General features: G+C 66.3%; 10 protein-coding genes. 8 read left to right on the top strand and 2 right to left on the bottom strand.

Annotated elements, in window-relative coordinates; all coding sequences use genetic code 11:
• Positions 1-15: 15 nt before the first annotated feature.
• Positions 16-981 (bottom strand): hypothetical protein, encoded by a 966-nt coding sequence (locus OHA88_RS14440; RefSeq protein WP_328625819.1) that lies wholly within the window; start codon positions 979-981, stop codon positions 16-18.
• Between the two features lie 247 nt (positions 982-1228).
• Between OHA88_RS14440 and OHA88_RS14435 the strand changes: the two genes are divergently transcribed.
• Positions 1229-1876 (top strand): histidine phosphatase family protein, encoded by a 648-nt coding sequence (locus OHA88_RS14435; protein ID WP_328625818.1) that lies wholly within the window; start codon positions 1229-1231, stop codon positions 1874-1876.
• A 97-nt stretch (positions 1877-1973) separates the two neighbouring features.
• Here the strand turns inward: OHA88_RS14435 and OHA88_RS14430 are convergent, their stop codons facing one another.
• Complete coding sequence (locus OHA88_RS14430; RefSeq protein ID WP_328625817.1) at positions 1974-5822, bottom strand: GH92 family glycosyl hydrolase; 3849 nt, start codon at positions 5820-5822, stop codon at positions 1974-1976.
• A 502-nt stretch (positions 5823-6324) separates the two neighbouring features.
• Between OHA88_RS14430 and ngcE the strand changes: the two genes are divergently transcribed.
• The 7 genes from ngcE to OHA88_RS14395 all read left to right on the top strand — a co-directional run bounded on the left by ngcE (position 6325) and on the right by OHA88_RS14395 (position 14639).
• A complete protein-coding gene (gene ngcE / locus OHA88_RS14425) occupies positions 6325-7773 on the top strand; it encodes an N-acetylglucosamine/diacetylchitobiose ABC transporter substrate-binding protein (RefSeq protein WP_267000722.1) in 1449 nt (482 codons plus the stop codon).
• A 50-nt stretch (positions 7774-7823) separates the two neighbouring features.
• Positions 7824-8747 (top strand): carbohydrate ABC transporter permease, encoded by a 924-nt coding sequence (locus tag OHA88_RS14420; RefSeq protein WP_267000719.1) that lies wholly within the window; start codon positions 7824-7826, stop codon positions 8745-8747.
• Positions 8747-9664: a carbohydrate ABC transporter permease gene (locus OHA88_RS14415; RefSeq protein ID WP_328625816.1), complete on the top strand. Its 918-nt coding sequence runs from the start codon at positions 8747-8749 to the stop codon at positions 9662-9664. The genes OHA88_RS14420 and OHA88_RS14415 overlap by 1 nt, the downstream gene beginning before the upstream one ends.
• 198 nt (positions 9665-9862) lie before the next feature.
• Positions 9863-11062, top strand: a complete 1200-nt coding sequence (locus tag OHA88_RS14410) for an ROK family transcriptional regulator (protein WP_267007923.1) — start codon at positions 9863-9865, stop codon at positions 11060-11062.
• A gap of 120 nt (positions 11063-11182) precedes the next feature.
• The gene (locus OHA88_RS14405) at positions 11183-12298 is read left to right on the top strand and encodes a sugar ABC transporter substrate-binding protein (protein WP_328625815.1); all 1116 of its coding nucleotides are present in this window, start codon (positions 11183-11185) and stop codon (positions 12296-12298) included.
• 251 nt (positions 12299-12549) lie between these two features.
• Positions 12550-13338 (top strand): ATP-binding cassette domain-containing protein, encoded by a 789-nt coding sequence (locus OHA88_RS14400; protein WP_267000713.1) that lies wholly within the window; start codon positions 12550-12552, stop codon positions 13336-13338.
• Positions 13335-14639 (top strand): sugar ABC transporter permease, encoded by a 1305-nt coding sequence (locus OHA88_RS14395; RefSeq protein WP_267000711.1) that lies wholly within the window; start codon positions 13335-13337, stop codon positions 14637-14639. The genes OHA88_RS14400 and OHA88_RS14395 overlap by 4 nt, the downstream gene beginning before the upstream one ends.
• Positions 14640-14725 lie beyond the last annotated feature (86 nt).

Raw genomic sequence — 14725 nt, 5'->3', positions numbered from 1 at the left:
CCAGGAGCTGTTTGATCAGGTCCGCGAGGGCACGATGCAGTCCCGGCCGTCGGCGATGTCCTTGCCGGATTCGTACGGGTCGGCAACAGGCCACGGCCGGTCGGCCCGCGCCGCCTCCCTGGAGAAGTACGGGTGGATGAAGCCGTCCGCCGTGCGGCAGTCATGGTTACCGAGCAGTCGCCGGTACTCGACCGGAACCAGCTTTCCGGGTGCCGCTCGCTCGTCGAGGTCCAGGACCAGTTGCCGCCGCACGACTGTGCGCGCCGCCTCCTCCGCGCCCTTCCACGGCCCCGGCTCGACGCCCGGGGCCGCTCCCACCGCGTACACGAAGGTGTAGTCGGCTCGGACGCGCAACTGACCCGGCTCGCTCCCGGCCTCGAAGGTCATTCGGCCGTGCACTCTGATGCCGTCCTCGACCACATGGAGTTCTGCCGGGTCGAAGCGGGTGAACATCTCGGTGGGATCACCGCCCTGCGCACCCGGTTTGCGCAGATGGCGGATCAGTCCGGCGCGGGAGGAGTCCTGCGCGTCAAGCATGTTCAGGGCCTTGGCCGGCCACCCGCCATGGAGCACGGCCGGATCCAGATTGGTCGCGATCAAGAAATCCTTGGTCTGATTCAGCGCGTCGAAAACCTGCTCCTCCGGTATTCCGTTCACGGCCTTGACATCCGGCACCTGGATACCGGTGTCATCGGCCGCCCAGTCGTCGGCGTGCGAACCCCGAAACGGCATGTCCGTCGTTGCCGGCCACGAGTCGGGCCACGTGCCCTCAGGCATCAGGCCGGCGGCGAATGGCTCGTCGGCAGGCCGCTCTCCGGACGTGCTGCCGACCAGCCACACTGCGAAGCCCACCAGCACTGCGGCCGCCGCGCCTCCGGCCAGCCCTCGCTTGAGCCGGCGCCGGGCCCGGTCCCTCCGCAACGTCTCCTCCCGGCCCGCGTCCTCGCGCAGCCGCGCAACATAGTCCACCGGATCCGGCATGCCCCGCCCCACTCTCGTCCACTGTCGTAGACATCTGACGAGCCATGCCCCTCTAGGACAAGACGTCCCATCAATACGTGATGATCACGTGATCGGTACACGGCGGGACACGAGGCCGCCCCGCCGCGAACCGAGCCACCGGCCACCCCTGCGTGCACCGCCCGGAATGCGATCGTGGATCAGCGAGTTTCGAAGCTACGCAGCAGGCGGCGCGAACGGCGCGGAGAACAGAGAGCGGACGGCACCCATGGGCGAGTTGATTCTGATCCGGCACGGCGAGACCGAGTGGTCCCGGTCCGGGCGGCACACGAGCCATACCGATCTGCCGCTGACCGCCCTCGGTGAGCGGCAGGCCCGTGCTCTCGTGCCGCTGATCGCCGACCGGAAGATCGGGCTCACCCTGGTCAGCCCGGCCCTGCGTGCCCGGCGCACCGCCGAACTTGCCGGGCTTGCCTCCCCCCGTATCACCCCTGACCTGCGTGAATGGGACTACGGCGGCTATGAGGGCGTGACCACCGTCGAGATCCACCGCACCCGGCCGTCCTGGAACCTGTGGACCGACGGGGTCGCCCCGGGCTCGGAGGATCATCCCGGGGAGACACCGGCTCAGGTGGGGGAGCGAGCCGACCGCGTGCTCACCGAGATCCGGAGGGCCGCCGAATCACTGGGGGACGCGGACATCGCCCTCGTTGCGCACTCCCACTTCCTGCGCGTATTCACCGCTCGCTATCTGGGGCTGACGACGTCCGGCGGCACACTGTTCCAGCTCGCCACGGGGGCCGTCTCCCGGCTCGGCACCGAGCACGGGAATCCGGTCATCACCGCCTGGAACCTGGCCCTTCCCGAGAGTCTCCTACACGCGACTGCGCCGGATCCGGCGCAGTCGCCGGAATGAGACGGGGCCGGTCCGCGAGCGAGTTCGTCTGCACCGTGGGATGAACGAACGGCCGGTACCTCACCCGAGGTACCGGCCGTTCACAGGAGTGCAGAGATCAGGAGATCAGCTCCACCTCCGCCAGCGTCCCCTCACCCTCGGGCACCAGGCGGTAGTGCTCGAACGTTCCCGTCGTGCTCACCGAGAACACCCGCGTCTGCTTGTCCCACGCGAACGACTGCGCCGACCGCTTGTCCAGGTCCTTCCAGGTCGTACCGTCCGACGAGCCCTGCAGGACCCAGCCCTTCGGGGCCTTCGCCGCCGCGCCCGACGTCAGCGTGTACTGGACCGCCTTCGTCGATGCGGGCACCGGCAGCTCCACCGGGCCGTTCACCGTCGCCGTCGTGGCCGACGTGTTGTCGTACAGGGCGCCCTCGCCCTTCAGCACGTCCTTCTCCGGCGACGGCACCTGGTCGTCCTTGGTGATCGACGTCGGGGCCGCGTCCTTGCCCGTGCCCCACGCCGACGGCTTGGCGCCCATGTCGAACTCCAGGACACCGCCCTTGGCGAGCAGGTCGTGCGGCAGCGACGTGGATGTCCACTTCTTGCCGTTGACCTTCAGGCCCTGCACATAGATGTTCTTCGCGCTGTTCTTCGGGGCCTTGACCACCAGGTCGTGGCCGTTCTCCAGGTGGACGGTCGTCTTCGTGAAGAGCGGCGAGCCGATCGCGTACTCGCCACTGCCCATCACGAGCGGGTAGAAGCCGAGCGAGGAGAAGAGGTACCAGGCCGACTGCTCGCCGTTGTCCTCGTCGCCGTGATAGCCCTGGCCGATCTCGCTGCCCGTGTAGAGACGGCCGAGGATCTCGCGGACCTTCTCCTGGGTCTTCCAGGGCTGCGACGCCGCGTCGTACATGTACGTGACGTGGTGCGCGACCTGGTTGCTGTGGCCGTACATGCCCATCCGTACGTCACGCGCCTCCGTCATCTCGTGGATGACACCGCCGTACGAGCCGACGAACTCAGGGCCCGCCGTCTCGGGAGTGGAGAAGTACGTGTCGAGCTTCTTGGCCAGGCCGTCGCGGCCGCCGTACAGGTTCGCCAGGCCGCGGCTGTCCTGCGGGGCCGTGAAGGCGTAGCCCCAGCCGTTCGTCTCCGTGTAGTCGTAGCCCCAGATGCGCGGGTCGTACTTGTCGGAGGCGACGCGCCAGTCGCCCTTGGCGTCCCTGCCCTGGAAGAAGCCCGCCTTGGAGTCGAACAGCTCGACATAGTTGCGGGCCCGGTTCAGGAAGTACTCCGACTCCTCCTTGTACCGCTCCTTCTTCGTCTTCTTGTAGAGCGCCTGGCCCATCTGCGCGAGGCCGTAGTCGTTGAGGTAGCCCTCCAGCGACCAGGACAGACCCTCGTGCGTCGACGTGTTCGCGTAACCCGCGAACGGGGACGTCTCCATCCCCTTCCGGCCGACACCCGACGACGGCGGAACCACCGTGGCGTTCTTCAGAGCCGCCTCGTACGCCGCCTCGCCGTCGAACTTCACGCCCTTGACGTAGGCGTCCGCGAAGGCGACGTCCGACGAGGTGCCGGTCATCAGGTCGGCGTAACCGGGGGAGGACCAGCGGGAGATCCAGCCGCCGTCCTTGTACTGCTGGACGAAGCCGTCGACCATCTCGCCGGCCTTCTTCGGCGTGAGGAAGGAGTACGCGGGCCACGTCGTCCGGTACGTGTCCCAGAAGCCGTTGTTGACGTACACCTTGCCGTCGACGATCTTCGCACCCGTGTGGGTGGGGGTGTCGGGGCCGATCTGCGGCGAGAACGGGCTGGCGTACTGGTCCTTGCCGCCGACCTGCTCGAAGCCCGAGTTCGGGTAGAGATACAGGCGGTACAGGCTGGAGTAGAGAGTCGTCAACTGGTCGGCGTCCGCACCCTCGACCTCCACCTTGCCCAGGATGTCGTCCCAGGCGTGCTGCGCCCGGTCCTCGACGCGGCCGAAGGAGCGGGACGCGGGGATCTCCGCGGCGAGGTTCTGCTTCGCCTGGTCGATGCTGATCAGCGAGGTGGCCAGACGCAGGTTGACCGTACGGTCCTTGCCGGCGTCGAAGCGGAGGTAGCCCGTCACGTCGTCACCGCCGCCGCCCTTGAGCTTGCCGCTCGCGGTGACCGGGGCGTCGAAGACGCCGTAGACGAAGAGCCGGGTGGCGCCGGTGGAGAGGCCGCTCTTCACGTCGGAGAAGCCGGTGAAGGAACTGGTCCCCGGGTCGAGGGTGAGCCCGCCGTCGTTGGAGATGTTGTCGAAGACGACGGACGCGTCGTCACCCGGGTACGTGAACCGCATCCGTGCCGCATGGTCGGTCGGCGTCATCTCGGCCTTGAGGCCGTTCTCGAACGTCACACCGTAGTAGTGCGGCTTCGCCGTCTCGTTCTCGTGCTTGAACGGCAGCGCGCGCGCCGTGCGGGAGGCGTCCGGCTCGTCCTTGGCCACCGACGGCATCAGCTGGAACGTCTGGCGGTCGCCCATCCAGGGGCTCGGCTCATGGCTCGCGCTGAAGGCCTGGAGAGTAGGCAGGTTGTCGTCGTTGTTGGCGCGCTGGTAGTCGTACAGCCAGCTCGTCGAGCCGGCGTTGGTGACAGGCGTCCAGAAGTTGAAGCCGTTCGGGACTGCGGTGGCGGGGAAGTTGTTGCCCCGCGAGAATCCGCCGCTGGAGTTGGTGCCGCGGACCGTCGACGCGTAGTCGGACAGGTGCGCGCGGCGCTTCTCGGGGGCCTTCGGAGCGAGCTTGATGTCGTCGATCCAGCCCTGGAACTTCGCCGGGCCCTTGGGGGAGTCGTACGCCACCAGGATCCGGTCGACGGTCTTTCCTGCCGCGACCGTGCCGATGCGTGAGGCGACCTTGTTCCACTGGTTGACGTACAGCCGCTTGGCGTCGGCCTGGCCCTGCGGGGTCAGCGGACCGCCATGGCTGTCGGTGGCGCCGAGATCGCTCAGATACGTACCGTCGGTGAAGGCCAGATCGACCGAGACATGGGTGGCGGGGTACGAGAGGTCCGTCTCGCCCATCTGCGGGTAGACGAGGTAGGAGAGCTCGGTGTCCCGGGTGACGGCCGTGTCGACGTCGAAGATCTTGTTGTACGAGTACGCGCGGCCGTCCGGCTTGTGCGTGCCCGCGTACCGCAGGGCCTTCTTTCCGGTGAAGCCCGCGCCGGCCTTGGCGGTGGGTGAGCCGGACGGGCCGCGGTCGATCTGACTGCGCATCTCTTCGGGGGCGGGGGTGCTGGTGTTGCCGTCGGAGAACTGGACGTCGGCGAGCTGGGTGATGCCCGAGCCGCCCTTGTTCTTCGTGATGTCCAGGCGGTAATGCTGGTAGGCCGTGTCGCTCGAGAAGTCGTACGACTTCGTCTGGAAGCGCTCGGAGAAGGACTGGTCGGTCCGGGAGTCGAGGTCCTTCCAGGTCTTGCCGTCGGCGGAGCCCTGGAGAGTCCAGTCCTTCGGGTCGCGCTCGTCGTGGTCATTCGCCGAAGTGAGCGCGTACGTAACGACCTTGACCGGTTCGTCGAGATCGAACTCGATCCAGCCGGTGGGCTCGAAGGTCAGCCACTTCGAGGAGGACTCCCCGTCGATCAGGTTCTCCTTCACCTCGCCGCCGCCGGTGTTCTCGCTGCTGGCGCGCAGATCCGTGACCTTGTCGGTGACATTGCCCGGTATTCCGGCGGAGAAGCCGCCGTCGATACCCGATGCCCGCTTCTTCCCGTCCGGACCCTCTTCCACGGTATTGCGCCAGTCCGGCTGCTTTTCGTTCGCTTCGAACGATGAGCTGAAAGTCTGTTCGCCCGTGGCCTTTTCACCCTTTTCGGCAAACCTCGCCGACTGTGCGGCGGCCGTGGTGGGGGCGGTCACCACCAGGACCAGTGAAGCCGCGATGAGTGCGGCCGTGCGGTTTTGTCTCTTACGAGAACCATGTCGGGGCTGCATGCCGAGCCATTCCTCCCGAGGAAGCGCACTGGACAACGTTGTCAGAGCGATGTGCAGGATCCAGTAGGGAGGCAAGTGGCGTGATGTGTCAAGGGTGTTGGACAGGGACGCGCGGGTGAATCGACCGTATTGCGGAAATCGTTACACCCGGACGAGGGCGTGCGGGGCCCATGTATCCGCGAGGTCTCAACTCGGGAAAGACTGCCGCTCAAACCTGCATTCGATCTTGCTCAGTTGGCTGCAAGTGGACTATACCTGTCGGCGTCTGCCCCGCCGTTTTCTACGCGGACGCGGACAAGGGGGGCCAGGGGGAACGGCCGGGGGGCGCCATCGCTGCATCCATCGGTTCGATCTCCGGAATCCCCCACTGCATCTGGCTAGCCTGCAAATCAGCACGACCCAAGCGCAACTGACCGCGGTGGCGGGGCCCTTCGCCTGAGGCGAATTTCGACGGGCGACCGGTACACACCGCCTGAGTCCTGGAGAAGGCGAGGACTTGAGCATGGGATCCACCTCCGCCCACAAGAATGAGGGCCTTGGCCGTCGCGACGTGATCAAGCGGTCTGCCGCACTCGGTCTGATCACCGTTCCGACAATGAGCTTCCTGTCGGCGTGTGCGAGTAGCGACAGCGGCACTGACGACTCGGTCAAGAAGGGCAAGACGAGCGCCAAGAACCCGCTCGGTGTCAACGAGACCGCTGCTCTCGATGTCGTCATCTTCGATGGCGGTTTCGGCCAGCAGTACGCGATCGACGCGGAGAAGAAGTACAACGCGGCCTTCCCGAAGGCCCCGAAGGTCAAGCACACCGCGACCCAGAAGATCCAGTCGCAGCTGCAGCCGCGCTTCAACGGTGGCACCCCGCCGGACCTGATCGACAACTCGGGCGCCGAGCAGATGGACATGGGTGTCCTCGTCGGCAAGAAGCAGCTGCTCGACCTGACGCCGCTGATGGACGCCCCGTCCATCGACGACCCGAGCAAGAAGGTCCGCGACACGCTGCGCCCGGGTGTCCTGGAGATGGGCCAGTTCGACGGCGACCCGGTCTGGATCATGTACTACGCGTACACGGTCTACGGTGTCTGGTACTCGCAGACCGCGCTCGAGAACCTCGACGCGCAGTACCCCGAGAACTGGGACGACATGCTCGCCCTCTGCGCGAAGGCGAAGAAGAAGGGCATCGCCGGCTGGACGTACGCCGGTAAGTACCCCTACTACCTGCCGTTCTCGCTCTACCCGTTCATCGCCAAGATCGGTGGCCGGGAGGTCCTCGACAAGATCGACAACCTGGAGCCGAACGCCTGGAAGGACCCCGCGGTCAAGGCGGCGTTCGAGGCGTACTACGAGCTGTACAAGAAGGGGTACATCCTCAAGGGCACCCCGGGTCTGACCCACATCCAGTCGCAGACCGAGTGGACCAAGGGCAAGGCGCTCTTCATCCCGAACGGTTCGTGGGTGGAGAACGAGGCTGCGCCCACCACGCCCAAGGACTTCAAGATGATGGTCTCGGCGCCGTCCGGCCTGGACTCGTCCGACAAGATGCCGTTCGGCACCATCTGGGCCTCCGGCGGGGAGCCCTTCGTCGTCCCGGCCAAGGCGAAGAACCCCGAGGGCGGCATGGAGCAGCTGCGCATCATGCTCTCCGAGGAGTCCTCGAAGAACTTCACCAAGCAGGTCAAGTCCCTCAGCGCCTTCAACGGTGGCACTGACGGTCTGACCCTGTCCACGGCCATGCAGGCGGGCGTCGACGCGCTGACGAAGGCCGGCGACAACGTGGTGAACCCGCGTCTGCAGGACTGGTACGTGAAGCTCCAGAAGGAGCAGATCGGCGTCGCCGGCATCGGCGAGATGATGGCGGGCCGCGCGACCCCGGCGGAAGCCATCAAGAAGATCCAGGCCTTCGCCGACGCGGCGGCCAAGGACCAGTCCATCAAGCACTACAAGCACCAGTGAGCAACCGTCACCAGCGGCGGCACCCGCGGAAAGATCGGGGTCGGTAAACGATGCAGCACGGCAAGTACCGGTTCATTGTGGGGTTCTTGATCGTCCCACTGGCGTTGTACGCGGTCTTCGTCATTTGGCCGTTCATCCAGTCCATCTACTATTCGTTCACGGACTGGACAGGTCTGAGCCCGGACTTCAAGATGGTCGGCTTCGACAACTACACCAGGATGCTGAAGGACGACATCTTCTGGAAGTCGTTGCAGCACAGCGTGTTGCTTGTGCTGCTGCTGCCGCTGGTGACGCTGGGCCTTGCGCTTTTCTTCGCCTTCATGCTCAATGTCGGCGGCCGGCGGCGTAAGAACGCCACGGTCGCCGGCGTGCGGGGCTCGGGCTTCTACAAGATCGCCTATTTCTTCCCGCAGGTGCTCTCGATCGTCATTGTCGCCCTGCTCTTCCAGTTCGCATTCAACCCCCGCGACGGGATGCTGAACGCGACGCTGAAGGGGATCGGTCTCGGCTCCATCCAGCCGGACTGGCTGGGTGATCCGAGCCTCGCGCTCGTCTGCGTCATGTCGGTACTGATCTGGTCGACGGTCGGATTCTTCGTCGTGCTGTTCTCCGCCGGCATGGCGTCCATCCCGAAGGACTTCTACGAGGCGGCGCTCCTCGACGGGGCCAACCGTTTCACGACGTTCTTCCGGATCACCCTGCCGCTGCTCTGGGACACGGTGCAGTCGGGCTGGGTCTACATGGGAATCCTGGCGCTCGGCGTGGAGGCGTTCACTGCCGTACAGGTCATGACCGTGGGTCCCGGTGGTCCCGACTACTCGACCACGGTTCTGCCGCTGTACGTGTACCAGACGGCCTTCCGTGACGGCCAGGCGGGATACGCAACGACGATCGGTGTCGGACTGCTCATCGTCACCATGGCCTTCGCGGCCATCGTGATGCGACTGGGCCGGCGCGAGCGGCTGGAGTTCTGATGAAGACCACTGACACCCCTCCCGCGCCTGCGGCGGACCTCGTGCCCGTGTCCAAGGCGTCGGTACCCGCCGGCAAGAAGGAGAAGAGCAGCGAGGGCAACGTCCTCAACGTCTTCTCGCACGGCGTGCTGATCATCTGGGCGATCCTGGTCGTCATGCCGCTGCTCTGGGCGGTGATGGCGTCCTTCAAGACGGACGACTCGATCCTGTCGACGCCGTGGGCGCTGCCCGACAAGCTTCACTTCGAGAACTGGTCGCGCGCCTGGAGCCAGGCGCACATGAGCGATTACTTCTTCAACACAGTCATCGTGGTGGGCGGTTCGCTCATCGGCACGCTGCTGCTCGGTTCGATGGCGGCATATGTGCTGGCGCGGTTCGACTTTCCCGGGAACCGTTTCCTGTACTACCTGTTCATCGGCGGGATGAGCTTCCCGATCATCCTGGCGCTCGTTCCGCTGTTCTTCGTGATGAACAACATGGGCCTGCTGAACACGCGACACGGACTGATCCTGGTCTACATCGCGTACTCGCTGCCGTTCACCGTCTTCTTCCTCACCTCGTTCTTCCGGACGCTGCCGACCTCGGTGGCGGAAGCGGCGATGCTCGACGGGGCCTCGCACACCCGGACGTTCTTCCAGGTCATGCTGCCGATGGCGAAGCCGGGCCTGATCAGCGTCGGCATCTTCAACTTCCTCGGGCAGTGGAACCAGTACATGCTGCCCACGGTGCTCAACACCGACCCGAAATATCGGGTGCTCTCCCAGGGGTTGGTCGAACTGGCCAACAGCCAGGGCTACAAGGGCGACTGGTCCGGTCTCTTCGCCGGTCTGGTGATGGCGATGCTGCCGGTCCTTGCGGCCTACATCATCTTCCAGCGTCAGGTCGTCGCGGGCCTGACCGCGGGAGCGGTGAAGTAGCGGCCCGCCCTCGTACGCAGACGAAACCGCCCGCCGGCCCTGTGCCGGCGGGCGGTTTCGTCTGTTTTCCGCGGCCGTCCCGTCCGGGGCAGCCCGCTCATCCGAGGCTCCCACTGCTCAAGGTCTTGACGGGGAGTGCCCCAAAAAGGTCAGCTTAGAGTTCACATGTTGGAGAAAATGGCAGGAGTGAGAGAGTCGATGGAGACTCCGGGGTCGCAGACATCTCTGCATCGCGCCAACCTTGAGCGGGTCGTGCGTGCCGTGCGTATGGCGGGTTCGCTCACCCAGGCGGAGATCGCCAGAAGCACGGGCCTCTCCGCGGCAACGGTCTCCAATATCGTTCGCGAACTGAAGGACGGCGGCACCGTAGAGGTGACCCCCACCTCGGCGGGCGGCCGCCGGGCCCGCAGCGTCTCGCTCAGCGGTGACGCGGGCATCGTGATCGGGGTCGACTTCGGCCATACGCATCTGCGGGTGGCGGTCGGCAACCTCGCCCACCAGGTGCTCGCCGAGGAGTCCGAGCCGCTCGATGTCGATGCCTCTTCGGCGCAGGGCTTCGGACGGGCGGAACAGCTGGTCAACCGGCTGATCGAGACGACCGGCATCAGCCCGGGCAAGGTGATCGGCGTGGGCCTCGGCGTTCCCGGCCCGATCGATGTGGAGTCCGGCACGCTGGGCTCCACGTCGATCCTGCCGGGCTGGACGGGCATCAACCCGAGCGAGGAGCTCGCCGCGCGGCTCGGCGTGCCGGTGTACGTCGACAACGACGCCAACCTCGGGGCGCTGGGCGAGCTGGTCTGGGGGAGCGGCCGGGGCGTCAAGGACCTGGCGTACATCAAGGTCGCGAGCGGTGTCGGTGCCGGTCTGGTGATCGACGGGCACATCTACCGGGGGCCGGGCGGCACGGCCGGTGAGATCGGACACATCACGCTCGACGAATCGGGCCCGGTGTGCCGCTGCGGCAACCGCGGCTGCCTGGAGACCTTCACGGCCGCGCGGTACGTCCTGCCCCTGCTCCGGCCGAGCCACGGGCCCGATCTCACCATGGAACGGGTGGTCCAGCTGGCCCGGGAGGGCGATCCGGGCTGCCGCCGGGTGATCGGGGACGTCGGACGGCACATCGGCAGCGGTGTCGCCAACCTGTGCAACCTGCTCAACCCGAGCCGAGTGGTCCTCGGCGGGTCCCTCGCCGAGGCCGGCGAGCTGGTGCTCGCGCCGATCCGCGACTCGGTGTCGCGCTACGCCATTCCCAGTGCCGCAAGGCAGCTCTCCGTCCTTCCCGGGGCGCTGGGAGCCCGGGCGGAGGTGCTGGGTGCGCTGGCTCTCGTACTGAGCGAGATGGGGGATTCGACTCTTTTGGAGAGCACCCTCCCGACGGCCACTCCTGCCTTCACTTAGATAACGAATGGCACCGTTGTCATCTCGTTAAGTATTTACTCCTTGACGTCGGCTTCGCGGCCGAGTTGACTTCCAGCCACCTCGGCCGCAACGTCGCGGCCTCGTCAGGGAGGTTCGAGAATGAACACGCGTATGCGTCGTGCCGCCGTTGCCGTTGCCGCCACCGCGATGGCTGTTTCGCTCGCCGCTTGCGGCAGCGCCAAGGAGTCCGGCAACAAGGCCACGGACACCGGCTCCGCGAAGAAGGGCAACGATCTCAAGATCGGTCTGCTCCTTCCCGAGAACCAGACGGCCCGGTACGAGAAGTTCGACCGGCCGATCATCGAGAAGAAGATCAGCGACCTCACCGGCGGCAAGGCGAAGGTCATCTACGCCAACGCCAAGCAGGACGCCACGGTGCAGACCCAGCAGGTCGACACCATGATCACCAACAAGGTCGATGCGCTGATCATCGACTCGGTGGACTCCAAGGCCATAGCCGGCGCGGTGAAGAAGGCCAAGGACGCGGGCATCCCCGTCGTCGCCTTCGACCGCCTCGCCGAGGGCCCGATCGACGCCTACACCTCCTTCGACAACGAAGAGGTCGGCCACGTCCAGGGCAAGGCCCTGCTGGAGGCCATGGGCTCCAAGGCCGACGGCGGCACGATCGTGATGATGAACGGCGCGATCACCGACCCGAACGCCGCGCTCTTCAAGAAGGGCGCCAAGGCCGAGCTCGACGGCAAGGTCAAGGTCGGCAAGGAGTACGACACCAAGGAGTGGAAGCCGGAGAACGCCAACGCCAACATGGAGGCGGCGATCTCGGCCCTCGGCAAGGGCAAGATCGACGGCGTCTACTCCGCCAACGACGGCATGGCGGGCGGCATCATCACCGCCCTCAAGGCCGCCGGTCTCTCCAAGCTCCCGCCGGTGACCGGTCAGGACGCCGAGCTGGCCGGTGTGCAGCGCATCGTCGCCGGTGAGCAGTTCATGAGCGTCTACAAGCCGTACGGCCCCGAGGGCGAGGCCGCCGCCTCGATGGCAGTGGCGCTGGCCCAGGGCAAGAAGCTCGACTCGATCGCCACGTCCACGGTCGACAGCCCCACCAACAAGGGCATTCCCACGTTCCTGGTGCCGGTTGTCTCGCTGACCAAGGACAACATCAAGGACACCGTCCTCAAGGACGGCGTCTACACGCTGGACGAGATCTGCACGGCCAACTACAAGGCCGCCTGCGACAAGCTCGGCCTGAAGTAATCTGCGCCCCCGCCGCGAGCGTGGTCGGGCAATCGCTCTACGTACAGAGCGAATCGACCACGGTCCGGCAGCAAGTCCGCTGACTCTCTGCGACTTGCACCCATGGAAGCCTGTCCGGCGCCCCGCACATCAACCGTCCCGCTATCGGGTGGGGCGCCGGACGGAACGCTTCCGCATTCTTCTGTTCTCTTCTGCTCGACCACCGCGCCTTCCCCGGGCGCGGCATCCCCGCCGGTCAGGCGGCGAAGGAGATGGTTCACGTGTCCGCTACGCCCGTGTTGGCGTTGCGAGGGGTCTCCAAGCGATTCGGTGCCGTTCAGGCGCTCACCGATGTAGAGCTCGAGGTCCACGCAGGCGAGGTGGTCGCCCTGGTGGGTGACAACGGCGCCGGAAAATCAACGCTGGTCAAGACGATCGCCGGAGTCCACCCCATCGATGACGGAGTCATCGAATGGGATGGCAGGTCCGTCCAGATCAACCGGCCGCACGACGCCCAGGCCCTGGGCATCGCGACCGTCTATCAGGACCTCGCGCTCTGCGACAACATCGATGTCGTCGGCAACCTCTACCTCGGCAGGGAGCTCCGTAAGTTCGGAGTCCTCAACGAGGTCGAGATGGAGCGCCGCTCCCGCGAGCTCCTCAGCACGCTGTCGATCCGTATCCCCAGCGTCCGTATCCCGATCGCCTCACTCTCCGGCGGTCAGCGCCAGACGGTGGCCATCGCCCGGTCGATGCTCGGTGAGCCCAAGCTCGTCATCCTCGACGAGCCGACCGCGGCCCTCGGTGTCGAGCAGACCGCACAGGTCCTCGACCTGGTCGAGCGGCTGCGCGAGCGCGGCCACGCGGTGATCCTCATCAGCCACAACATGGCCGACGTCAAGGCGGTCGCCGACAAGGTGGCCGTGCTCCGGCTGGGTCGTAACAACGGCGTCTTCGACGTCGCGACCACCTCGCAGGAAGAGATCATCTCCGCGATCACGGGCGCCACGGACAATGCCGTGACCCGTCGCGCGGCGCGCAACGGGGAGGCCCAGAAGTGAGCACCGACAACACCTCCAAGCCGATACTGGCGAAGACGGCCGACGCGCCCGCCGAGAACCCCGCCGCGGCGGCAGGCTCCGTCACCGCCGTCGACCCCCGGCTGCTCGTCCGCGAGCAGGGCATCGCCGGCTACCTCGGCGAGTTCAAGCGCAAGATGAAGGCCGGCGACCTGGGCTCGATCCCCGTCGTCCTCGGCCTGATCATCATCTGGGGCATCTTCCAGAGCCTCAACTCGAACTTCCTCACCGCGGGCAACCTCTCGGACATCTCGGTCGCCATGGTGGGCACCGGCATGATCGCGGTCGGTATTGTCTTCGTCCTGCTGCTCGGCGAGATCGACCTCTCGGTCGGCTCCGTCAGCGGTGTCGCGGGCGCCTCCTTCGCCGTGCTCAGTGTCACTCACGGCATGTCCGAGTGGCTGGCCCTGATCCTGGCGATCATCACCGGCGCCGTGGCCGGTGCGATCCACGGCTACATCTTCGCCAAGATCGGCGTCCCCGCCTTCGCCGTCACCCTGGCCGGTCTGCTGTTCTGGAACGGCTTCATGCTCCAGATCCTCGGCTCCAACGGCACCATCAACCTCGACTCCGAGGGCCTGGTCGCCAAGCTGACCAGCTACTACTTCACCGATGTCGCGGCCGGCTACGGCCTCGCCGTGGTCGCGGTCGCGGCGTACTTCCTGTCGGCCTTCTTCGACAGCCGTCGCCGTGAGGCGGTGGGCGTCCCCTCCCGCACGCTCGGTGAGATCGTCATACGTACGGCCGGACTGGCCGTGGTGGCGTTCGCCGCCGCGATCATGTTCAACCAGTACAAGGGTCTGCCGCTCGCCGTGGTGATCTTCCTGGTCGTGCTGGTCGCGACCGACTTCGTACTGCGTCGCACCTCGTACGGTCGCAAGATCTTCGCGCTCGGCGGCAGCGTCGAGGCGTCCCGCCGCGCCGGTATCAATGTGGTGATGGTCCGGACCTCGGTCTACGCGATCTCCGGCACCTTCGCCGCCATCGGCGGACTCTTCATGGCCTCCAAGATCACTGCCGCCAACCAGGGCGCGGGCAGCGGTGAGCTCCTGATGAACGCCATCGCGGCGGCCGTCATCGGTGGCACCAGCCTCTTCGGTGGCCGTGGCCGCACCTGGAACGCGCTGCTGGGTGTGCTGGTCATCATCTCGATCCAGTACGGCCTTGCCCTGCAGGGCATCGCCTCGCCGATCCAGTACATGATCACCGGTGGTGTGCTGCTCGCCACGGTCGTCATCGATGCCGTCACCCGCAAGACCCAGAAGACGGCGGGCCGCGCCTGACCGCGGAACCCGCGCCTGTGCCCGGCACCCTTCGTGGTGCCGGGCACCTGCGTGTTCGTATGTACGCACGCGCCGATCCGCACCGG

It is taken from the genome of Streptomyces sp. NBC_00353 (assembly GCF_036108815.1).
In the GTDB taxonomy this organism is placed as follows: domain Bacteria; phylum Actinomycetota; class Actinomycetes; order Streptomycetales; family Streptomycetaceae; genus Streptomyces.
The sequence above is the reverse complement of the archived record's forward strand: the minus strand, read 5'-3'. Positions and strand labels throughout refer to the sequence as shown.